Source organism: Pseudoxanthomonas fibrivorans, from assembly GCF_041464125.1.
In the GTDB taxonomy this organism is placed as follows: Bacteria; Pseudomonadota; Gammaproteobacteria; order Xanthomonadales; family Xanthomonadaceae; genus Pseudoxanthomonas.
Genome location: NZ_JBGNUG010000002.1, coordinates 416,123 through 436,002, shown reverse-complemented (window position 1 = coordinate 436,002; position 19,880 = coordinate 416,123). Strand labels below are relative to the sequence as shown.

Annotated in this window: 17 protein-coding genes, 1 tRNA gene and 1 riboswitch; of the genes, 8 read left to right on the top strand and 10 right to left on the bottom strand. The window is 71.3% G+C overall.

What is annotated here, in order from left to right:
• Positions 1-130: 130 nt before the first annotated feature.
• Positions 131-2,569, bottom strand: coding sequence for a prolyl oligopeptidase family serine peptidase (locus ACA089_RS15440; RefSeq protein ID WP_372018977.1), 2,439 nt, complete (start codon positions 2,567-2,569; stop codon positions 131-133).
• A gap of 254 nt (positions 2,570-2,823) precedes the next feature.
• Positions 2,824-2,948, top strand: a riboswitch (S-adenosyl-L-homocysteine riboswitch).
• 35 nt (positions 2,949-2,983) lie between these two features.
• Here ACA089_RS15440 and ahcY point away from each other — a divergent pair.
• Positions 2,984-4,426, top strand: coding sequence for an adenosylhomocysteinase (ahcY, locus tag ACA089_RS15435; protein WP_372018539.1), 1,443 nt, complete (start codon positions 2,984-2,986; stop codon positions 4,424-4,426).
• 86 nt (positions 4,427-4,512) lie between these two features.
• Here ahcY and ACA089_RS15430 read toward each other — a convergent pair whose 3' ends face one another.
• From ACA089_RS15430 to ACA089_RS15420, 3 genes are all read right to left on the bottom strand, one after another.
• A complete protein-coding gene (locus ACA089_RS15430) occupies positions 4,513-5,226 on the bottom strand; it encodes a hypothetical protein (protein ID WP_372018536.1) in 714 nt (237 codons plus the stop codon).
• A gap of 159 nt (positions 5,227-5,385) precedes the next feature.
• Positions 5,386-5,943 carry a DUF3228 family protein gene (locus ACA089_RS15425; protein ID WP_372018533.1) on the bottom strand — a complete coding sequence of 186 codons (558 nt, stop codon included), beginning with the start codon at positions 5,941-5,943 and terminating at the stop codon, positions 5,386-5,388.
• 30 nt (positions 5,944-5,973) lie between these two features.
• Complete coding sequence (locus ACA089_RS15420) at positions 5,974-7,515, bottom strand: methyltransferase regulatory domain-containing protein (RefSeq protein ID WP_372018530.1); 1,542 nt, start codon at positions 7,513-7,515, stop codon at positions 5,974-5,976.
• A gap of 140 nt (positions 7,516-7,655) precedes the next feature.
• Here ACA089_RS15420 and metF point away from each other — a divergent pair, with 140 nt between their 5' ends.
• The 3 genes from metF to ACA089_RS15405 are packed head-to-tail and all read left to right on the top strand — an operon-like array spanning position 7,656 to position 10,208.
• Positions 7,656-8,477: a methylenetetrahydrofolate reductase [NAD(P)H] gene (metF, locus tag ACA089_RS15415; RefSeq protein WP_372018527.1), complete on the top strand. Its 822-nt coding sequence runs from the start codon at positions 7,656-7,658 to the stop codon at positions 8,475-8,477.
• 45 nt (positions 8,478-8,522) lie between these two features.
• Complete coding sequence (locus tag ACA089_RS15410; RefSeq protein ID WP_372018525.1) at positions 8,523-9,236, top strand: hypothetical protein; 714 nt, start codon at positions 8,523-8,525, stop codon at positions 9,234-9,236.
• 60 nt (positions 9,237-9,296) lie between these two features.
• Complete coding sequence (locus ACA089_RS15405) at positions 9,297-10,208, top strand: branched-chain amino acid transaminase (RefSeq protein ID WP_372018522.1); 912 nt, start codon at positions 9,297-9,299, stop codon at positions 10,206-10,208.
• 4 nt (positions 10,209-10,212) lie between these two features.
• Here ACA089_RS15405 and ACA089_RS15400 read toward each other — a convergent pair whose 3' ends face one another.
• The 6 genes from ACA089_RS15400 to ACA089_RS15375 form a co-directional block, all read right to left on the bottom strand.
• The gene (locus ACA089_RS15400) at positions 10,213-11,577 is read right to left on the bottom strand and encodes a sensor histidine kinase (protein ID WP_372018520.1); all 1,365 of its coding nucleotides are present in this window, start codon (positions 11,575-11,577) and stop codon (positions 10,213-10,215) included.
• A complete protein-coding gene (locus tag ACA089_RS15395; protein ID WP_372018519.1) occupies positions 11,564-12,247 on the bottom strand; it encodes a response regulator transcription factor in 684 nt (227 codons plus the stop codon). Before ACA089_RS15395 ends, ACA089_RS15400 begins: the two co-directional genes overlap by 14 nt.
• Before the next feature lie 18 nt (positions 12,248-12,265).
• Positions 12,266-12,757, bottom strand: coding sequence for a hypothetical protein (locus tag ACA089_RS15390; protein ID WP_372018516.1), 492 nt, complete (start codon positions 12,755-12,757; stop codon positions 12,266-12,268).
• A gap of 299 nt (positions 12,758-13,056) precedes the next feature.
• Positions 13,057-13,947 (bottom strand): 30S ribosomal protein S6--L-glutamate ligase, encoded by an 891-nt coding sequence (rimK, locus tag ACA089_RS15385; protein ID WP_372018513.1) that lies wholly within the window; start codon positions 13,945-13,947, stop codon positions 13,057-13,059.
• Between the two features lie 75 nt (positions 13,948-14,022).
• Positions 14,023-14,096, bottom strand: a tRNA-Gly gene (locus tag ACA089_RS15380).
• Between the two features lie 67 nt (positions 14,097-14,163).
• Positions 14,164-15,963, bottom strand: a complete 1,800-nt coding sequence (locus ACA089_RS15375) for an autotransporter outer membrane beta-barrel domain-containing protein (protein WP_372018511.1) — start codon at positions 15,961-15,963, stop codon at positions 14,164-14,166.
• A gap of 133 nt (positions 15,964-16,096) precedes the next feature.
• Between ACA089_RS15375 and thiS the strand changes: the two genes are divergently transcribed.
• The 4 genes from thiS (at position 16,097) to ACA089_RS15355 (ending at position 19,878) form a co-directional block, all read left to right on the top strand.
• Positions 16,097-16,297, top strand: coding sequence for a sulfur carrier protein ThiS (gene thiS, locus ACA089_RS15370; RefSeq protein WP_372018508.1), 201 nt, complete (start codon positions 16,097-16,099; stop codon positions 16,295-16,297).
• Positions 16,298-16,359: 62 nt separating this feature from the next.
• On the top strand, positions 16,360-17,154 hold the full coding sequence (locus tag ACA089_RS15365; RefSeq protein WP_372018505.1) for a thiazole synthase: 795 nt from the start codon (positions 16,360-16,362) through the stop codon (positions 17,152-17,154).
• Positions 17,155-17,162: 8 nt separating this feature from the next.
• Positions 17,163-17,927: a tRNA (guanosine(46)-N7)-methyltransferase TrmB gene (trmB, locus tag ACA089_RS15360; RefSeq protein WP_372018502.1), complete on the top strand. Its 765-nt coding sequence runs from the start codon at positions 17,163-17,165 to the stop codon at positions 17,925-17,927.
• A 91-nt stretch (positions 17,928-18,018) separates the two neighbouring features.
• Entirely contained in the window at positions 18,019-19,878 is a 1,860-nt protein-coding gene (locus ACA089_RS15355; protein WP_372018498.1) for an SLC13 family permease, read from the top strand.
• The last annotated feature ends 2 nt before the right edge of the window (positions 19,879-19,880 follow it).

The following is a 19,880-nucleotide window of genomic DNA, read 5'->3' as shown; positions in this document are numbered from 1 at the left end:
GTTCTGGGAAGGCAACACCCGAGCTTAGCCGCGTTTTGTGCGCCGCCGCAAAAGTTTCAGCAGTACCGGATCCGCGGCCCTGGCGGACGCGGGCTGCGGCCCGCCATGGCGGCGGACCGCACCTGCGGCGTCAACGGGCGGCCTGCGCGTCCGCCGGCGCCTGGCCCACGTGCTGCTGCAGCCAGTCGTCGGTTTCGGCGAGCATGTGCAGGATCGACTCGCGTGCGCGGTAGCCGTGCGACTCGTTCGGCAGCATCACCAGCCGCGCGTTGCCGCCCAGGCCCTTGACCGCGGCGAACATCCGCTCGCTCTGGATCGGGAACGTGCCGGAGTTGTTGTCCTGCTCGCCGTGGATCAGCAGCAGCGCATCCTTGATCCCGTCCGCGTGGTTGAACGGGGACATCGCCTGGTAGGTCTCGGGTGCCTGCCAGAAATTGCGCTCCTCGGACTGGAAGCCGAACGGCGTGAGCGTGCGGTTGTAGGCGCCGCTGCGGGCGATGCCGGCCTTGAACAGGCGCGTGTGCGCGAGCAGGTTGGCGGTCATGAACGCGCCATAGGAATGGCCGCCCACCGCCATCCGCCCGCGGTCGCCCACGCCCCGGCGGACGAGCTCGTCCACCGCCGCCTGCGCGCTGGCCGCTAGCTGGGCGACGTAGGTGTCGTTCGGTTCGGCATCGCCCTCGCCCACGATCGGCATCGACGGATCATCGAGCACGGCGAACCCGCGGGCCAGGAACGGCAGCGGGCCCCAGTAGCTGATCCGGTTGAAGCGGTACGGCGAATCGGTGACCTGGCTGGCCGCCTGCGCGGACTTGAACTCCTGCGGGTAGGCCCACATCAGCACCGGCAACGGGCCATCGCGCCGGGCGTCGTAGCCGGCAGGCAGGTACAGCGTGCCGGTCAGCTCCACGCCATCGGCGCGCTTGTAGCGGATCTGCTCCTTGCTCACCTCGCGCAGCTGCGGGGTCGGATGCGGGAAGCGGGTCAGCGCGCGCAGCGGCTCCGCCGCGCCGGCATCGCGCACGTAGTAGTTGGTCGGTTCGGTCGGGGATTCACGGGTGAGCAGCAGGCGCGTTCCGGTGTCGTCCAGCAGGGCCTGCGGCGCCTCGTAGTACGGGGCCTGCGAGTGGAACAGGCGTTCCGCCCTGCCGCTGGCCAGGTCGTAGCGGTCGACGAAGGGACGGTCGCCCTCGGGCGAGGCACCGTCGCCGACCAGGAACAGGCTGCCGCCGTCGGCGCTGGTGAGCAGGCGCTGGCGGCCGGTAGCGTCGGCCACGGTCGCCGGCGACCCCGGGTCGGCGTAGCGATCCTCGTAGGACCGGTCGACCAGCAGCTGGGGCGCGCGCGCGGGATGGTCCGGCTGGATGCGCCAGGTCCTGGTGCGACGCGTCTTCCACCATGCTTCGTCGAGCAGCGCCAGGTCGCCGCGGCCCCAGGTGATGCCGGCATAGCGGGAGCCGAGCCCGGCCAGCCGCAGCGGGGCGGTGGCGAACGGCGCGGCCTGCATGAAGACCGCGTCGCGCACCTCGGCCTCGCGTGCCGGATCGCCGCCGTCCTGCGCCTCGGCCCAGACCAGGGTGGCGGGCGCGTCGCTGCGCCACGCCACCGAGCGCACGCCGGTGGGGACCGCATCGTTGCCGGTCGGCAGGCCTTCCACCAGCGGCAGGCGGGCGACCGTGTGCTGTGGTCTGCCGGTGCCGGCGTCGAGCACCTCGATCACGCGCGGGAAGCGCTGCAGCGGCGCCAGGTAGGAGAACGGGCGCTCGACCCGTTGCGCCAGGACGTGGCGGCCATCGGGGGAGAGCGAGGTCGAGGTGTACAGGCCCGGCGCGCCGGTGTTGCGCACCTTGCCCCGCAGGTCCACGCGCGCCGGCTGCGACACCAGGTAGTGCTCCAGGACCAGCGCGTCGTTCTCGTTGCGCAGCAGGTCCTGGTAGGTGCGCACCGAGCGCACGCCGGCACCGGCGTCGGTCCGCTGCACGCTCGGGCCGGTCGGCACCGCGTCGGCCGGCGGCAGCGGACCGGGATTGGCCGCCTGCAACCGCACCAGCAACCCCTGGCTGTCGGGCATCCAGCTGTAGCCGGGACCTGCGACGGTGTTCAGTCCGCCGACCAGGCGGCGCGCGCTGCGGTTGGCCACGTCGACCAGCCACAGCTCGTTGGCGCCAGCGGCGCGGTCGATCCGGTTGAAGGCGATGTACCGCTGGTCCGGCGACCAGGCCATGCCGGCCAGGCCCAGCGGCTGCGGCAGGCCGGCGATGCGCCGCTCGCTGCCGCTGGCCACGTCCAGCAGCCACAGGTCGCTGCCGAACGCGAACTGGCTGGTGGCATGCACGCGCGGATGGAAGCGCAGGCCAGCCAGCTTCAGCTCCGGCTGGGCGACGACATCGATCCCGGGCAGGTCGGGCATCTGCACCAGCGCGGCCAGGTCGCGGCGCGGCGACAGGGTCAGCTGCGGCGCACGGGGCGCATCGACGATCGCGCGCAGTTCGGCGACCGGCTCGCGGTAGGTCGAGCTGCCGGCAGCCGGGGCGGCGGTCCCCGCGGCCTGGGCGGAGGCGGCCGGCATCCAAGCCCAGACCGCAGTCGACACGGCCAGCAGCGGCAGGCCGGCGCGCAGGGCCAGGAAAGGCAGTCGGCCCGGGCGCTGCGTGCGACGGGCGGGGGCGAAGGTCTTCGGTACGGTCATCGGCAGGTTCCCCTTGGAGCGATCGGACTGGATAGCACGGCTCCCGGCCTGCGACCCGTGGCGAAAGTCCCTGGCGGACGGTCACGCGTCCCGATTCATCCATCGATCCCGATGGACCGATATAATGCGCGCCGCCCGCCGAGGGGCGCTGCGACCATGGACACGCGGACTTTCCGCAGAAGCCCGCACCTGCCGTGCGGCCTTCCGATCCACGGCCAGGCTCGGCACGGCATCCACGTGACAACGGCGCCCGGCGACAGCGAGACCCCGTCTCGCCATAGACCCGGAGCACACATGAACGCACTGCCCAAGACCTTTTCGACCGAGGGCGACTACAAGGTCGCCGACATCTCCCTGGCCGACTGGGGCCGCAAGGAGATCGACATCGCCGAGCACGAGATGCCCGGCCTGATGTCCATCCGCCGCAAGCACGCCGCCGCGCAGCCGCTCAAGGGCGTGCGCGTGACCGGCTCGCTGCACATGACCATCCAGACCGCGGTGCTGATCGAGACGCTGAAGGACATCGGCGCCGACGTGCGCTGGGCCTCGTGCAACATCTTCTCGACCCAGGACCACGCCGCCGCGGCGATCGCCGCGTCGGGCACGCCGGTGTTCGCGTGGAAGGGCGAGACCCTGGAGGAGTACTGGGACTGCACCCTGGACGCGCTGACCTTCACCCTGGCCGACGGCACCCTGACCGGTCCGGAGCTGGTGGTCGACGACGGCGGCGACGTGACCCTGCTGATCCACAAGGGCTACGAGCTGGAGAACGGCAGCGACTGGGTCAACACGCCGTCCGGCAACCACGAGGAGCAGGTGATCAAGGACCTGCTCAAGCGCGTGGCGAAGGAGCGCCCCGGCTACTGGGCGCGCGTGGTCAAGGACTGGAAGGGCGTCTCGGAAGAGACCACCACCGGCGTGCACCGCCTGTACCAGCTGGCCGAAGCCGGCACCCTGCTGGTGCCGGCGATCAACGTCAACGACTCGGTCACCAAGTCCAAGTTCGACAACCTTTACGGCTGCCGCGAGTCGCTGGCCGACGGCCTCAAGCGCGCGATGGACGTGATGCTGGCCGGCAAGGTCGCGGTGGTCTGCGGCTACGGCGACGTCGGCAAGGGCTCGGCGCACTCGCTGCGCGCCTACGGCGCCCGCGTGATCGTCACCGAGATCGATCCGATCTGCGCGCTGCAGGCGGCGATGGAGGGCTTCGAAGTCGCCACCGTCGAGGACAGCCTGGGCACGGCCGACATCTACGTCACCACCACCGGCAACAAGGACATCATCACCCTGGCGCACATGCAGGCGATGAAGGACCAGGCCATCGTCTGCAACATCGGCCACTTCGACAACGAGATCCAGGTCGATGCGCTGTACGCGTCCGGCGCGGTGAAGACCAACATCAAGCCGCAGGTGGACAAGTTCACCTTCGGCAACGGCAACAGCATCTTCCTGCTGGCCGAGGGCCGCCTGGTCAACCTGGGCTGCGCGACCGGCCACCCGTCGTTCGTGATGTCCAACAGCTTCTCAAACCAGACCCTGGCCCAGATCGACCTGTGGGCGAACAAGGACACCTACGAGAAGACCGTGTACCGCCTGCCGAAGAAGCTGGACGAAGAGGTGGCGCGCCTGCACCTGGAGAAGATCGGGGTGAAGCTGACCCGGCTGACCCAGTCCCAGGCCGATTACCTCGGCGTGGCCGTGGACGGCCCGTACAAGCCGGAGCACTACCGCTACTGAGCGGCGGCGCGCGGCTTCGCTGGACACGGAACGGGCGCCGCAAGGCGCCCGTTTCCGTTCAGGTGGCCGGCCGTGCCGGTGTCGGGTCAGGCCGTCGCGCCTGCGGCCACGGCAGGCACGGGACGGGAACCGGCGCCATCGGGCGCCGGCGCGGTCTTCATCACGATCGCGCGCATCGCATCGCTTACCCCGCCGAGCGGGACCTGGGTGGCCAGGCGCTGGAAGCTGGCGCGGCTGTCGTAACCCGAGCCGTCCTTGAGATAGGCGTCGTACATCGACAGCAGTTCCTCGCATGCGGCTGCCAGCGCGCGCTGGCTGCCGCCGGCGAGCGCCTTGCCGACCCGGTCGAAGGTATGCAGGCAGTCGGCCAGCCAGAGCAGGTCGTAGCGCGCGTGGGGCGACTCCAGGCCGTGGTGTCCGCGCGTGTACGCGCTGTGGGTGCGCACCGCGACCGCCACGCGCGCGACATGCTCGAACAGGCTGCCGATCTCCCCGGACAGGTCGAGGCTGTCGATCACCACCAGCGGCAGCGGCGGCTCGGCCGGTTCGCGCCCGCCGGCTTCGCTGGAGCGCTTGAGCTCCAGGTACTCGCGATGCAGCGCGTCGAACCGGGCCAGGCTCGCGGCGGCATGCTCCTCCAGCCGGCGCACGGCGGCGCGGTAGCGCGCATTGAGCGCCTGCGCGTCTTCGTGGTCCTGGCGCGTGCGCCGCAACCGGCCCGCCCAGGCGACCGCCAGCACCGTGGCCAGGATCGCCCAGCCCGCCAGCACGGTCATGAGCAGGATCAGGAAGATGTTCATCGGCACCGGGCAGCTTGGACGGGAACGCCCGTTCCCGCGGCGACGCGGCGCGTCCGACGGGCAGGCCAAGGGTAGATCGGCCGCCGGCGCCGGATCCTGAGCCCGGCAGGGAGCAGGCGCGGGGCCTGCCAGGCGACCGCACCCGTTCCAGCCGCGGGGTCAGGGTCGCCAGTTCGCGTTGGCGTCCCAGAACTCGACGCTGCGCCGGTAGGCCTCGCGGTCCAGCGGCACGCCCGAACCGCCCTCCTCCACCCCCAGGGCGTTGCGCATCATCGTCACCGGCGCCATCGGGATCTCCTCAGGCCGCATCGTGTACAGGCAGCCGACCACGCCCCAGTCCGCGTCGACCGGCGCGCCTTCCTTCGCCAGCTGCTCGCGGCTGTACAGGATCACCACCAGGTACTCGGCGACCGGCGGCTGCACGCCCTCGAACCAGCGCACCAGCACCGGCAGCTCCCCGCGCGAGCGCGCTTCGTAGGCGGTGCGCAGCTGGTGCCGGTTGGCATCGGTGACCGGGATGGTGAGGCAGCGGGTACGGGTCCAGTTGCGATGGACGTGAAGTCTGCAGAACGGGGCGTAGCCCTCGAGGACGGCCAGCGGCGCGTGGTCGTTGAGGTGGCGCTCGAACTGCGCGGCGGTGCAGTCCTGGATCGCGTTGCCGCGCGCCTGGCGCGGAAACAGGCGCGTGCGCGCGAAGGGAGTGAGGACGATCGACATGGGTAGGGGACCGCGGGCGGAGCCTGACCGTCAGCCGGCGAGCAGGCCGCGACGGGCAGCCGCGTCCAGCCGGGCCTCCAGCGTCGACCCGTCGCCGGGTGCGCCGGTCTCGTCCTGCAACCGCTGCCAGGTCCGCTGCAGCGCGTCGATGCCGGTCCTGCCATCGAGATGGGGATACAGCGCGCGGTCGAGGGCGTCGATGTCGACGCCCTCGTGCCATCGGCTGGTCACCACCTGCTCTTCCGCGCCGGCCGCGAGGCTGGCCCGCACGCAGGCGTCGACCATGGGCGCCTCGCCCCACGTCGGCCGGAGTGCCACCGGCTCCAGCCGGTAACGGGCCAAACCGCGGATCACCAGGAACTCGACGATCTCGTTGACGACGGTCGCGGCGAGGCGTTCGTCGCCGCCAGCCGCGCCGTGGGCGGCGACCGCCTGGACGAGGGCGGAGTGGGCGATGGTGCCTGGCCAGGCGCGGTCGATCTCCTGCGCGGCGAGCTTGGCGAGCGGATGCCGCAGCTGCAGGCTGACGCCGCCTTCCACGCCGAACGCCTGGGTCGATCCGTCCAGGCGGACGGCACCGTCGCGGCATGGCAGCTGCGCCGACAGGTGCAGGCGGGACAGGCGGCTGCCATCCCCGCGGCGGTAGCCGGGCGCGGCCACCCCGCCGTCACGGAACAGCAGGCTCTGCCGGAAGGACCGGTTGACGGCGAAGTCCAGGTACTGGCCCAGCATCACCGGGTCGGAGGCCAGGTCCTGCAGGGGCGCGACCACGTCCGCGGCGTAGCCCTCCGGGAACATCCGGCCCAGGTCGGCTTCGCCGAGGTAGCGCATCGACGCCGCACCCGCCTCGTCCACGAAGTCGCGCAGGTAGAAGGGCCGGTTGAACGGCTCCAGGTAGTCGTGGGCGAGGTAGTCGGCGCCGGTCCGGCTGAGGATGTAGATGTTGTCCTCCACCACCTTGCGCAGCAGGCTGTCGGCCGGCGCGACGTGGCGCAGGTAGCCCACCATGCTCCGGGCATACGTCAGCTTGCCGGCCGCGTCGGCCTGGTCGCGCGCATGCAGCAGCATGGCATCGCGCATGATCTCCTTGGCCTTCCAGCCCGGATAGGTGTTGTAGCTGATGTATGCGATGCCGTTCGGGGCCAGCAGGCTCCGGCAGACGCGCCACGCTTCGGCGCGCGCGGCGTCCGGGATCCAGCTCAGCACGCCGTGGCAGACGATGTAGTCGAACTCGCCGTATTCCTCGCGCGTGACGGACGCCAGATCGTCCTCGCGCAAGGACATGTTGCGCAGGCCGAGCGCGGCGACGGCCTGCTGGCCGCGGCGGATGTGCGAACCGGACAGATCGAATCCCACTGCCTGGGCCCGCGGGTTGCGCAACGCGAACGGGATGATGTTGCCGCCCGACGAGCAGCCGATCTCGAGCACCCTGGCGGTCTCCGGCGGCGGCGGCTCGGCACCGAGCAGCATGGCGGTGGCCGCGATGTGCTCGGGAGACGCATGGAAATACGCATGCGAGGCATACGGCGCGGCCTCGTAGTGCGCGCGCAGCTGCTCGTTGTGCTGGTTCATGAAGCCGGTACCGGAATGCTGTCGCCGCATACTGCAGAAGCCCCCGGTGCCCCGCAACCGGCGGGCACGGCGCCGGCCGCCCTGTTCTCATTCATCGCGATAAAGAGATATTATGTCGGCGCCCCGCCGAGCCCGCCGCGATGACCCCGATCAGTTTCGAGTTCTATCCGCCTAAGACCGAGGAACAGCGCACCCAGCTCGACCGGGCCGCGGTGAAGCTTGCCAGCCATGCGCCCGACTACGTCTCCTGCACGTTCGGGGCCGGCGGATCGACCCTGAGCTACACCTCCGAGACCGTGCGCCACCTCAACCAGCACCACGGCTTCGAGGCCGCCCCGCACCTGTCCTGCGTCGGCGGCAACCGCGAGGAGATTCGCGAACTGCTCAAGCTCTACCGTGCGATCGGCTGCCGCCGCATCGTCGCGCTGCGCGGCGACCTGCCTTCGGGCATGGGCCACCCTGGCGACCTGCGCTACGCCGCGGAGCTGGTCGAGCTGATCCGCGCCGAGCACGGCGACCGGTTCCGCATCGAGGTGGCTGCCTACCCGGAGACCCACCCCCAGGCCGAGGACGCCCTGGCCGACCTGCGCCACTTCAAGGCCAAGGTCGACGCGGGGGCCGATGCGGCGATCACCCAGTACTTCTACAACGCCGACGCCTATTTCCGCTTCGTCGACGACGCGCGTCGGCTCGGCGTGGAAATACCGGTCGTCCCCGGGATCATGCCGATCTCGAATTTCGCCCAGCTGCGCCGCTTCTCCGAGGCCTGCGGCGCGGAGATCCCGCGCTGGATCGGCAAGCGCATGCAGGCCTACGGCGACGACGCCGCGGCGATCCGCGAGTTCGGCGCGGACGTGGTGGCCTCTCTCTGCCGCCGGCTGGTCGAGGGCGGCGCCCCGGGGCTGCACTTCTACACGCTCAACCTCGCCAAGCCCACCGAGGCGGTGCTGCAGCGGTTGTGACCGCGGTACTTCTTCCCTCACGCCGCTCCGGCTAGGCTGCGGCGCATGCACGTGACCCCGCGGCTCCTGCCCTGCCTGATGCTCTGCGTGGCCGCGGCACTGCCGGCGCCCGCCGCCTCGCAGGTGCAGCGCTGCATGGGCCCGGACGGCCGGGCGGTCTACACCGACCGGCGCTGCGACGACGTCGGCGCCGTCGAGCGGCTGCCGGGCCCGTCGGCCGCCGAGGCGCCGCGCCTGTTCCGTGGCGGGTGCCCGCGGGTGCTCAGCCAGCTGGTCGGCGAGATCGGCGCGGCGATCCAGGGCCGCGACGTGAACCGCCTCGCCGGGATCTACGACTGGCGTGGCGTGTCCGATGCGTCGGCCTCGCGCCTGCTCGACCGCCTCGAAGCGGTGGTCGAGCGTCCGCTGGTCGACATCGCGCCGGTCTACGCGGAGTCACCGGTATTGCCGCTGCCGCCCCTGCCCGCACCCCCGCCCGCAACGACGGCGGCCACGCACGACGATCCGCGCGCCCGGCCGGAGCAGGCGGGCGGGCCCTCGGCATGGATGCCCAGCTGGTCCACCGGGCAGCCGGGTGAAGCGCAGCCGCCGGCGACAGCCATGCCATTGCCACCCGATGCCGCCCCCGCCGTCCTGTCCCCTTCCCGGCCGCGCCCGGTCGCCCTGCGCATCGAGCAGACCCTGGCCGGCAGCGCCACCCCGGCGCGTACCGTGTTCGGCCTGCGGCGCGGCTACGGGTGTTTCTGGATCACCCTGTAGCGGCACGCCGTCCGCGGCCGCGTGCGGCAGAATGTCCGTTCCCCGCCGTGGAGCAGGCCGATGCGGTTCCCGGAGAAGATCTGGCACAACGGTACGATCAAGCCGTGGGCGGAGGCGACCACCCACGTGATGGCCCACGCGATCCACTACGGTTCCTCGGTGTTCGAGGGCATCCGCGCCTACGACACGCCGCGTGGCACGGCGATCTTCCGGTTGACCGACCACACGCGGCGGCTGTTCAACTCCGCGAAGATCTACGACATCGCCATTCCCTACACGCTGGACGAGATCGACGCCGCGTGCCGGGACATCGTCCGGGCCAACGGGCTGCGCGCGGCCTACCTGCGGCCGGTGGCGTTCCGCGGCGTCGGCGGCGTGGGCATCGCCGCCGACACGCCGATCGACGTCGCCGTGGCGGCGCTGGACTTCGGTCGCTACCTCGGCGCCGAGGCGCTGGAACAGGGCATCGACGCCTGCGTGTCGAGCTGGCAGCGGTTCGCCCCCAATACCGTGCCGGCCGGGGCGAAGGCCGGCGGCAACTACCTGTCCGGCCAGCTGGTCACGCGCGAGGCGCGCCGGCACGGTTACGGCGAAGGCATCGCGCTGGCCTCCACCGGCCTGCTGAGCGAAGGGGCCGGCGAGAACCTGTTCCTGGTGTTCGACGGGGTGCTGCACACCACGCCGGCGAGCGCGTCGATCCTCACCGGCATCACCCGCGACTCGATCATCAGGCTGGCCCGCGATGCGGGCATCGAGGTGGTCGAGCGCGACATCCCTCGCGAGTACCTGTACCTGTGCGACGAGCTGCTGATGTGCGGCACCGCGGCGGAGATCACCCCGCTGCGATCGGTCGACGGCAAGCCGGTCGGCGAGGGCGTGCCCGGGCCGGTGACACGGCGGCTGCAGCAGATGTTCTTCGGCCTGTTCGACGGCAGCACCGCCGACACGCGGGGCTGGCTGGACTACCTCTGACGCCTCAGCCGGCGGACGCCGTGGCGCCGCCGCCGCCGAACGACAGCGTCGCCACCACGCCGTGCTGGCCCTCGCCGCGCGGACGCACGCCGACGTCCCAGCCGTAGAGGTCGCAGAGCCGGCCGACGATGGACAGGCCGATCCCGGCGCCCTGCGAGTGGCCCGCGTGGGTGCCCCGGTAGCCGCGCTGGAACAGCCGGGCCGCGTCCTCCTCGCTGAGCCCCGGTCCGGTGTCGAGCACCTGCACCCCGTCGGGCAGCAGCTGCACGAGCACCTCGCCCTGCGGGGTGTACTTCACGGCGTTCCCGATCAGGTTGCCCAGGGCCACCGACAGCGCCGCTTCCGGCGCATCGATCACCAGCCCCGGTTCGCCGGCCAGGCGCAGTTCCAGCGGCTTGCCGCCCAGCTGCGCGCGGTGCGAGTCCAGCAGCTGTTCGGCCACCTTGGCCACGTCGCTGCGCCCCTGCCCGCGCTCGTTGCGCGAGAGCAGCAGCAGCGAGCCGATCAGGTCGCTGCACTGCTGCTCCGCACGCTGGATGCGCTGAAGCCGCGCGCGCGTGCGCTCGTCCAGGTCCGGCCGCGACAGCAGCAGTTCGACCGCGCCCTTGATCACCGCCAGCGGCGTGCGCAGCTCGTGGCTGACGTCGGCGTTGAACTCGCGGTCGCGCTGGACCACCTCGGTCAGGCGCAGCGCGTAGTCGTCCAGCGTCTCGGCCAGCTGGCCGACCTCGTCCTCGGGAAAGTGCGTGGCCAGCCGGCGCGGGTGGCTGCTGCCCCGGTAGGCGCGCAACCGCGCGGCCAGCTCGGTCACCGGCCGCATCACCCGCGACGCCGACCACCAGCCGATCACCAGCGAGAGCCCGCTGAAAAGCAGGATCGACAGGTACAGCGCGCGCTTGAGCTGCGCCTCGCCGCGCAGCGTCTGGGTCATGTCGTAGGCGAGGAAGAACCACTCGTCGGGGGTCTTGCGCACCGCAAGCTTGTAGGCGAACGCCTCGCCGTTCGGGTCCTTGCCGGTGATGTTGTGGATGCCGTCGGGCAGTTCGTACCAGTCCGGCTCGTCCACCCGCAGCTGCTCGAAGTCCGCGCGCCGGACCACCCGCCCGTACATCTGCTGCACCGGGATGTCGGGGTTGCGGCTGGGATCGACGTAGAACCGCCGCGCGAACTCGTCGATGTTGCGGTTCATCACGTCCTCGACCAGCTGGCTCTCGACGCGCTGGCGCGAGTAGTCGGTGAGGAACGCGAACAGCGCCGTCAGGCCGGTGCCCAGCAGCAGGAACGAGAGGATGATGCGGGTGCGCAGCCGGCGGCGGAACCGCCGGGGGTTGCGCGCCGCGGGCGCCTGGACGCCGTCAGTTGGCGCCATCGGGAGCCGCGATGCGGTAGCCGATGCCGTGCCGGGTCTGGATGTAGGGAACGGGGAACGGCTTGTCGACCACGGCGCGCAGGCCATGGATGTGCACGCGCAGCGAATCCGAATCCGGCAGCTCCTCGCCCCAGACGCGGGTCTCCAGCTCCTGACGCGTCACCACGGCCGGCGAAGCCTCCATCAGCGCCTGCAGGATCTTCAGCGCGGTCGGGTTGAGCTGCAGCAGGCGGCCCTCGCGGCGCACCTCGAGCGTATCGAGGTTGTACTCCAGGTCGCCGGTGTTGAGCACGCGGGTCTGCACGCCCTTGCCGCGCCGGGAGAGCGCGTTGAGGCGGACTTCCACCTCCTGCAGCGCGAACGGCTTGATCAGGTAGTCGTCCGCGCCGGAATCGAAGCCGGCCAGCTTGTTCTCGAGGCTGTCGCGCGCGGTCAGCATCAGCACCGGGGTCTGCTTGCGCGCCTCGTTGCGCAGCTTGCGGCAGACCTCGATGCCGTCCATCCCCGGCAGGTTCAGGTCGAGCACGATGGCGTCGAAGTCGTGGACGACCGCCAGGTGCAGGCCGGTCACGCCGTCGGCGGCGAAATCCACCGTGTGGCCGCGGTCCTCGAGGTAGTCCCCGAGGTTGGCGGCGATGTCGCTGTTGTCTTCAATGACGAGGATGCGCACCGTGGTGTCCCCTCCCGATTACGGGTTGGCGCCGTTGATCGGGCGGTGCTGCAGCTGCTGCAACTGCTGCTGCGAGTTGTCCTGGGCGCGCCGGCGCTCGGCCACGGTCATGCACTTGCTGACCGGGCGGTGCGAGCCGACCGGCTTCTCGCGGGTGCACAGCAGGCGGCTGTCACTGCGCGCGCGGGTCAGCAGCGTGTTCACGCGTTCCTGCTCGTTGAACACCTCGAGCCGGTCCGCCTCCGAGAGCTGGGTGGGGCTGGCGCTGGCGCCGAGGAGCCCGGAGATCCGGTCCAGGGACGCGACCACCTGCTGGCGGTCGGCGGGCGAGATCTCGCTGTAGGTCTTGCCGTCCTTCAAGGCCGCCAGGATGGCCGAGTGCTGGGCCGCGAACGAGGTGCTCAGGTCCAGTCCCTTGTCCGGCGAGAAGGTGCCGCCTTCCGACGGGATGTGGGCGGACGCCGCCATCGGTGCCACGGCAAGGACGGAAAGCAGGAGCAGCTTGTACATGGGACCTCGCAGGAAAAGGAAAGGGGGGCCGTCGGGCACGGCACGGGGCTTCGGTTCGATTCTGCCTGCCCGTCCGGAGTCGGGCAAACGGCCAGGCGCGGATACAAAAAGGCCCAGGCTGGGGAGACCGCCTGGGCCAAGGATTGCCCCGATTACCGTATTCCGTTGACTGCCGTGACGGCCTGGCCACCCCGGCTGACGATGGAGCTGCGGTCCGACGGAGCCTAAGCCGGAATCGATTAAAGGGGTGTTAAAAATCGCGCCGCAACCGGGTCCGCCTGCCCCGCCGCCCTGGCAATTTATTGAATCTCAACGGTTTTTTTCAGCTCGTACACGTAGTCGATGATGGCCCCTGCGACGTCCACCCGGCAGGCCCCTTCGACCCCCTCCAGGCCGGGGGTCGAGTTGACTTCGAGGACCAGCGGCCCGCGGGCCGACCGGATCAGGTCCACGCCGGCCACGCCCAGGCCGAGCGCCTGGGCCGAGCGCACTGCCACCGCCTGCTCCTCGACCGTGGCCTCGGCCGCCGAGCCCTCGCCGCCCCGGTGCAGGTTCGAGCGGAACTCGCCCTCCGCCGCCTGGCGGCGCATCGCCGCCACCACCCGGTCGCCGACCACGAAGCAGCGCAGGTCGGCGCCTCCGGCCTCGGCCACGAACTCCTGGACCACGAAGCTGGCATACAGGCCGCGCAGCGTCTCGACCACGGCACGCGACGCGGAGACCTTCTCGGTGAGCATCACCCCGGCGCCCTGGGTGCCCTCGTTGAGCTTGACCACGTGCGGCGGCGGACCAAGCAGCTTGAGCAGGTCGTCGGTGTCGTCGGGGTTGTCGCCGAACACCGTGGTCGGCAGGCCGATGCCCTGCGCCGCCAGCAGCTGGTGCGCGCGCAGCTTGTCGCGCGCGCGCAGGATGGCGTCCGACGGATTGGGCGTGCGGCTGCCCATGAGCTCGAACTGGCGCAGCACCGCGGTGGCGTACCGGGTGATGGAGGTGCCGATGCGCGGGATCACCACGTCGTAGCCGCTCACCGGCTTGCCCTTGTAGCGCATGGAGAACCCGTCCGGCGCCAGACGCAGGTAGCAGCGCAACGGATCGAGCACGCGCACGCTGTGGCCGCGGTGGCGCGCGGCTTCGACCAGCCGGCGCGTGGAGTACAGGGAGGCGTTGCGGGAGAGGATCGCCAGCTTCATCGGTGCGCCACCGGGCCGGGTTTGTGTCCTTGAACGCGAAACGCCGCGGAAACTTCCGCGGCGTCCGGCGATGGTTGGAGCGGGTGATGGGAATCGAACCCACGCTAGCAGCTTGGGAAGCTGCAGTTCTACCATTGAACTACACCCGCCGATGCCCGGCAGTCTATGCGCCCGCGGGCCGCCGGCGCAACGCCGGCCCGCGGTCGGCCCGCATGTTCAGAAGCTGCCGCCGAGGCTGACGAACACCCCGGTGTCGCTGCCGCCGGTCTGGCCGGCCGTGGCGCGGGCGCCCACGTCGGCCGACAGCCCGAACAGGCCGAAGCGCGCGCCCAGGACCACCGTGCCGAAGTCGCCGTCGAAGTCGACCCCCGGCACCGCATAGTCCAGGTCCGGCAGGGTCTGCAGGCGCGCGAACACCTCCTCCTGCCCGTCCTCGAATTCGTGGTCCCAGGTCGCGCGCAGGTAGGGCTCCCAGCTGCCGGCGTCGTAGCGCGCCTGCCAGCCCAGGCTGCCCACCAGCGAATCGACCGACTGGTCGGCGTAGGTCAGTGCGGTCGAGGACAGGTTGTCCTCGCCGTAGCCGTCCACGTCGATGGCCTGCCACAGCAGCCCGGCGACCGGGCCGTGGCGGAACGCACCGGCGCCGAATTCGTAGCCGCCGTTGACGCCGAAGCTGGTGTTGCTGCCGTCGGTCGAGCCGCCGTGGCGGCGCATCGCCGGGCCCATGCGCACGTCGCGGGTCACGTCGTAGTCCAGCGAGGTGTAACTGGCCTGGGCGTTGACCCAGCCGTGCGTGCCATACCAGCCCAGGAAGCCGCCGAAGGTCGCGTCGGTCTGCTCGAAGTCGCCGCGATTGCCGCCGAAATCGGCGTCCATCCGGCCATAGCCGAGGAAGCCGCCCGCGACCAGGCCGTTGCCGTTGGCCCAGTCGAGGCCGAACAGGCCGGCGGGGGCCAGCCCGTCGTAGAGGTCGGCGTGGTCGTAGCGCTGGTAGTCGCCGCGCAGCCCGCCCCACCAGCGCAGGCCGGCCGCGTCCGGGACCTGGGCCAGGTGGTAGGCGACCTGGTCGGCCCGGCTGCGGCCGATGACCTGGGCCGAGTGCGGCAGGATCCCGATCAGCTGCGGACCCTCGAGCACCGACACCGCGTAGTCGGCCAGGATCGCGTGGGCGGCGGCGCTGGGATGCACGCCGTCGGCGAACAGGAAGGTGCTGGCCGCGTCAGGCGCGCGCAGGGAGGACGGGTTGCAGGTCAGCGAGCTGCCGGTCGGCGGCAGGCAGGCGGTCTGGGTGACGTTGCGCAGGCCGTAGGTCGCGGGGCTCGCGACCACCTCGCGCAGCATGCTGAAGGTGTCCAGCGGGATCACCCGGTAGCCGTTCTGCGCCAGCGCGCCGTACATCGCGGCGTTGTAGGTCGTGGACAGCTGGGTCAGCGCCGCCTGCCCGGCCGGGCCGGCGGCGATCGCGTTCGGGGTGATGCCCATGTCCGGCAGGCTGGGCACCAGGATGTAGCGCGCGCCGGCCGCGTCCAGCGTGCCGACGATCTGGACCACGCCGCCGACCGCGGTGGCGATGGTCTGCTGCGGCGGCGCGCCGGCGCCGGCGATGGCGAAGATGTCGTTGGCGCCGGTCCACACCGTGTACAGCGTGTCCGCATTGGCCTGGCCGCCGTTGGCGGCGAGATAGCGGCTCACCTGCGACACGGTGGATTCCGCCGCCCCGTTCTGCACGGTCACGCGCGAGCCGCCCTGGGCATAGTTGTCGCCGCCCTGGTTGGCGGTGCGCCCGTCGCCGTCGTAGCGCTCGGCCAGGTACTCCGCCCAGACCCAGGCCGGGTTGGTGGTGAACTTGCCGGTGATCGGGCGGACATTGGCCGGCAGCTGGCTCTGGAAGTGGCCGGAATCGGTGAGGCTGTCGCCGAAGAACACGGCCCCGTCGAACTCCCCCGCCAGCGCCGGGGCGGCCGCGAGGGCCAGGGCGACGGCGAGCGTCGATCGGATCGGGCGGAAAGCGGACATGGAATCTCCTGTTGGGTGGCAGTCCGGGTCGGGCAGCCCACGTACGGCTGCGCATGGTCGCCATGGTCCGCGCAAGCCGGTGCGCGTTCACGCTGCGCTGCGGCAAGGCCGCCGGCAGTGCGACAATCGCGCCATGGAGATCGTCCTCAACGGAACGCCGCGCACGGTCGCGGCCCCCATCACCCTGACCGGCCTGCTCGAGGCCGAAGGCCTGGCCGGCCGCCGCGTGGCGGTGGAGGTGAACGGCGAGATCGTCCCGCGCGGCCGCCATCCCGAGCACGCGCTGGCCGAGGGCGACCGCGTCGAGGTCGTGCACGCGCTCGGCGGCGGCTGAGGGCCGGTTGCCGCGCGGCGCTTCGCCTGTTCGGCCAAGGCGCGGCGGGCCATAATCGCGGGATGGACAACACCCCCACGCACGACCCGCTGGTGATCGCCGGCCGGACCTTCCACTCGCGCCTGCTCACCGGCACCGGCAAGTTCAGGGACCTCGACGAAACCCGCCGCGCCACCGAAGCCGCGGGCGCGCAGATCGTCACCGTGGCCATCCGCCGCACGAACATCGGCCAGAACCCGGGCGAACCCAATCTGCTCGACGTCCTGCCGCCGGAGCGCTACACCATCCTGCCCAACACCGCCGGCTGCTACACCGCCGAGGACGCGGTGCGCACCTGCCGCCTGGCGCGCGAGCTGCTCGACGGCCACACCCTGGTCAAGCTCGAGGTGCTGGGCGACCAGCGCACCCTGTATCCGGACGTGGTGCAGACGCTCAGGGCCGCCGAGCTGCTGGTCGCCGACGGTTTCGACGTGATGGTCTACACCAGCGACGACCCGATCCTGGCCCGCCAGCTCGAACAGATCGGCTGCTGCGCGGTGATGCCGCTGGCCGCGCCGATTGGCTCTGGCCTGGGCATCCAGAACCGCTACACGCTGCTGGAGATCATCGAGAACGCGAAGGTGCCAATTATTGTCGACGCCGGCGTGGGCACCGCCTCGGACGCGGCCATCGCCATGGAGCTGGGCTGCCACGGCGTGCTGATGAACACCGCCATCGCCGGCGCGAAGGACCCGGTGCTGATGGCCAGCGCGATGCGCAAGGCGGTCGAGGCCGGGCGCGAGGCGTTCCTGGCCGGTCGCATCCCGCGCAAGCGCTACGCCAGCGCGTCCTCGCCGGTGGACGGGTTGATCGGCTGAAGCCTGCGATGACCGACCCGTTCAACAGCGACGGCGCCAAGGCCCCGCCCAAGCCCTACACCGCCAGCGAAGGCCGCCGCGAGATCCGCAGCTTCGTCCTGCGCCAGGGCCGCTTCACCCCGGCCCAGCAGCGCGCGTTCGACGAGGCCTGGCCGCGCTTCGGCCTGGACTACGCCGGCACTCCGCGCGACCTGGACGCCGCCTTCGGCCGCACCGCGCCCAAGGTGCTGGAGATCGGCTTCGGCAACGGCGAGGCGCTGCGCTTCGCCGCGCGGCAGGACCCGTCGCGCGACTACATCGGCCTGGAAGTGCATGCCCCCGGCGTCGGCCGCCTGCTCAACGCCCTGGCCGAGGACGGCAGCGACCACGTGCGCGTGTACCACCACGACGCGGTCGAGGTGCTGCGCCACGAGATCGCCGACGGCGCCCTGGACGAGATCCGGATCTACTTCCCCGACCCGTGGCACAAGAAGCGCCACAACAAGCGCCGCCTGGTCCAGCCGGACTTCGCCGCGCTGCTGGTGCGCAAGCTGCGACCCGGCGGGCGGCTGCACCTGGCCACCGACTGGGAGCCGTATGCCGGACACATGTGGGACGTGCTCGAGGCGACCCCCGGCCTGGCCAACCGCGCCGGAGCGCGCGGCCACGTGCCGCGGCCGGAATGGCGACCGGAGACACACTTCGAGCGGCGCGGGGTCAGGCTCGGCCACGGCGTGTGGGACCTGCTCTATGACCGCACCGGGGACCCGGCGCTAAACTCGACCCCAGCATGAGCAGCGCGCCGCCCGAACCAGAACCGGCGCCGCCGGCCACCGCCGGTCGCGCCCGCCGCCCCTCCGCCTCGCCCTAAGGACCCGGCGCGCAATGGAATCCGGCCTGACCCTGACCAACGACATGCGCCTGGTGCTCGGGCTGGTCGGGTTCACGATGGCCATGTTCCTGTTCGAGCGCATCCGCGCCGACCTGGTCGCGCTGGTGGTGCTGGTCGTGCTGGGCGTCACCGGCCTGATCGCGCCGGAGGAGATCTTCAGCGGCTTTTCCGGCAACGCGGTGATGAGCATCATGGCGACCATGATCCTCGGCGCCGGGCTGGACCGGACCGGCGCGCTGAACCGGCTGGCCGGCTGGCTGCTGCGCCGCGGCCACGGCAAGGAACAGCGGCTGCTGACCCTGACCACGCTGATCGCCGGGCTCAATTCCTCGTTCATGCAGAACCCGTCGGTGATGGCGCTGTACCTGCCGGTGGCCGCACGGCTGTCGGGCCGCAGCGGGCTGTCGCTCAAGCGGCTGCTGCTGCCGCTGTCGGCCGCGATCGTGATGGGCGCGGCGCTGACCATGGTCGGCAACTCGCCGCTGATCCTGCTCAACGACCTGCTGGTGTCGGCCAACAACAACCTGCCCTCCGGCATGGCGACGCTCGAGCAGTTGCCGATGTTCGCGCCCGCGCCGGTGGGCGTGGTCCTGCTGGCCGCCTCGCTGCTGTACTTCCGCTTCTACGGCAACCGCAAGCTGGCCGAACTGGAGGACGGCGGCGGCGAGAACGTGACCCCGGCGCGCACCGAAAGCTACTTCGCCCGCACCTACGGCATCGAGGGCGACGTGTTCGAGCTGGTGGTGAGCGCCGAGAGCCCGCTGGTGGGCATGTCGGTGGCCGAGGCCGAGTCGATGCACGACGCGCCGCTGCTGCTGGCGCTCAAGTCCGGCAACGACACCCGGCTGGCGCCACCGGCGGACATGCGCATCTGGGTCGGCAGCGTGCTGGGCGTGATGGGGCCGCGCCAGCAGGTCGCCGACTTCGCCCAGAACCACTTCCTGCGCATGTCCTCGCGCCTGCGCAACCTGGGCGACCTGTTCAACCCGGCGCGCGCCGGCATCTCCGAGGCGGTGGTGCCGCCGACCTCGCGCTACATCGGCAAGAGCGCGCGCGAGCTGCGCCTGCGCCAGCAGGCCGGGATCAGCCTGCTGGCGATCAACCGCGACAAGCAGGTGATCCGGGACGACGTGCGCTCCACCCCGCTGCGGGCCGGCGACATGCTGGTGTTCCACAGCATCTGGCAGGACCTGGCGCGCGCGGCGGAGAGCCGCGACTTCGCCGTGGTCACCGACTACCCCAAGGGCGAGCAGCGCCCGCACAAGTTCAAGATCGCGATGGCGATCTTCGCGGTCACGATCGTGATCGCGCTGACCGGCAAGCTGCCGGTCGCGCTGACCCTGATGACCGGCGTGGCCGGCATGCTGCTGGCCGGGGTGCTGAAGATGGACGAGGCCTACGCGGCGATCAACTGGAAGACGGTGTTCCTCACCGCCGGCCTGATCCCGCTGGGCTGGGCGATGGACAGCAGCGGCGCGGCCGCGTGGGTGGCCGGGCATACCCTCGACAAGCTGCCCGACGGAACCCCGCCGTGGGCGCTGCAGATCGTCGTCGCACTGCTCACCACCGCGTTCTCGCTGGTGATCAGCCATGTCGGCGCGACCATCGTGATGGTGCCGATCGCGATCAACCTGGCCCTCGCCGTGGGCGGCAACCCGACCGCGTTCGCCCTGATCGCCGCGCTGTCGGCGTCCAACAACCTGATGACCGCCTCCAACCCGGTGATGTCGATGATCACCGGCCCGGCGGACTACTCGGCGCGCGACCTGTGGCGCGTCGGCGCGCCGCTGTCGCTGGTCTACACGGTGGTGGCGGTGACGGTGGTCAACCTGATGTTCTGGGGCGCGCGCTGACC

What these genes read in the sequence shown, in the direction of transcription:
- ACA089_RS15390 (WP_372018516.1), bottom strand. Translation starts at nt 12,757, where the DNA reads ATGTACAAGCTGCTCCTGCTTTCCGTCCTTGCCGTGGCACCGATGGCG.
- ahcY (WP_372018539.1), top strand. Translation starts at nt 2,984, where the DNA reads ATGAACGCACTGCCCAAGACCTTTTCGACCGAGGGCGACTACAAGGTC.
- ACA089_RS15400 (WP_372018520.1), bottom strand. Translation starts at nt 11,577, where the DNA reads ATGGCGCCAACTGACGGCGTCCAGGCGCCCGCGGCGCGCAACCCCCGG.
- ACA089_RS15365 (WP_372018505.1), top strand. Translation starts at nt 16,360, where the DNA reads ATGGACAACACCCCCACGCACGACCCGCTGGTGATCGCCGGCCGGACC.
- ACA089_RS15405 (WP_372018522.1), top strand. Translation starts at nt 9,297, where the DNA reads ATGCGGTTCCCGGAGAAGATCTGGCACAACGGTACGATCAAGCCGTGG.
- ACA089_RS15410 (WP_372018525.1), top strand. Translation starts at nt 8,523, where the DNA reads ATGCACGTGACCCCGCGGCTCCTGCCCTGCCTGATGCTCTGCGTGGCC.
- thiS (WP_372018508.1), top strand. Translation starts at nt 16,097, where the DNA reads ATGGAGATCGTCCTCAACGGAACGCCGCGCACGGTCGCGGCCCCCATC.
- ACA089_RS15440 (WP_372018977.1), bottom strand. Translation starts at nt 2,569, where the DNA reads ATGCCGGCCGCCTCCGCCCAGGCCGCGGGGACCGCCGCCCCGGCTGCC.
- ACA089_RS15420 (WP_372018530.1), bottom strand. Translation starts at nt 7,515, where the DNA reads ATGAACCAGCACAACGAGCAGCTGCGCGCGCACTACGAGGCCGCGCCG.
- ACA089_RS15425 (WP_372018533.1), bottom strand. Translation starts at nt 5,943, where the DNA reads ATGTCGATCGTCCTCACTCCCTTCGCGCGCACGCGCCTGTTTCCGCGC.
- ACA089_RS15430 (WP_372018536.1), bottom strand. Translation starts at nt 5,226, where the DNA reads ATGAACATCTTCCTGATCCTGCTCATGACCGTGCTGGCGGGCTGGGCG.
- trmB (WP_372018502.1), top strand. Translation starts at nt 17,163, where the DNA reads ATGACCGACCCGTTCAACAGCGACGGCGCCAAGGCCCCGCCCAAGCCC.
- ACA089_RS15375 (WP_372018511.1), bottom strand. Translation starts at nt 15,963, where the DNA reads ATGTCCGCTTTCCGCCCGATCCGATCGACGCTCGCCGTCGCCCTGGCC.
- metF (WP_372018527.1), top strand. Translation starts at nt 7,656, where the DNA reads ATGACCCCGATCAGTTTCGAGTTCTATCCGCCTAAGACCGAGGAACAG.
- ACA089_RS15355 (WP_372018498.1), top strand. Translation starts at nt 18,019, where the DNA reads ATGGAATCCGGCCTGACCCTGACCAACGACATGCGCCTGGTGCTCGGG.
- rimK (WP_372018513.1), bottom strand. Translation starts at nt 13,947, where the DNA reads ATGAAGCTGGCGATCCTCTCCCGCAACGCCTCCCTGTACTCCACGCGC.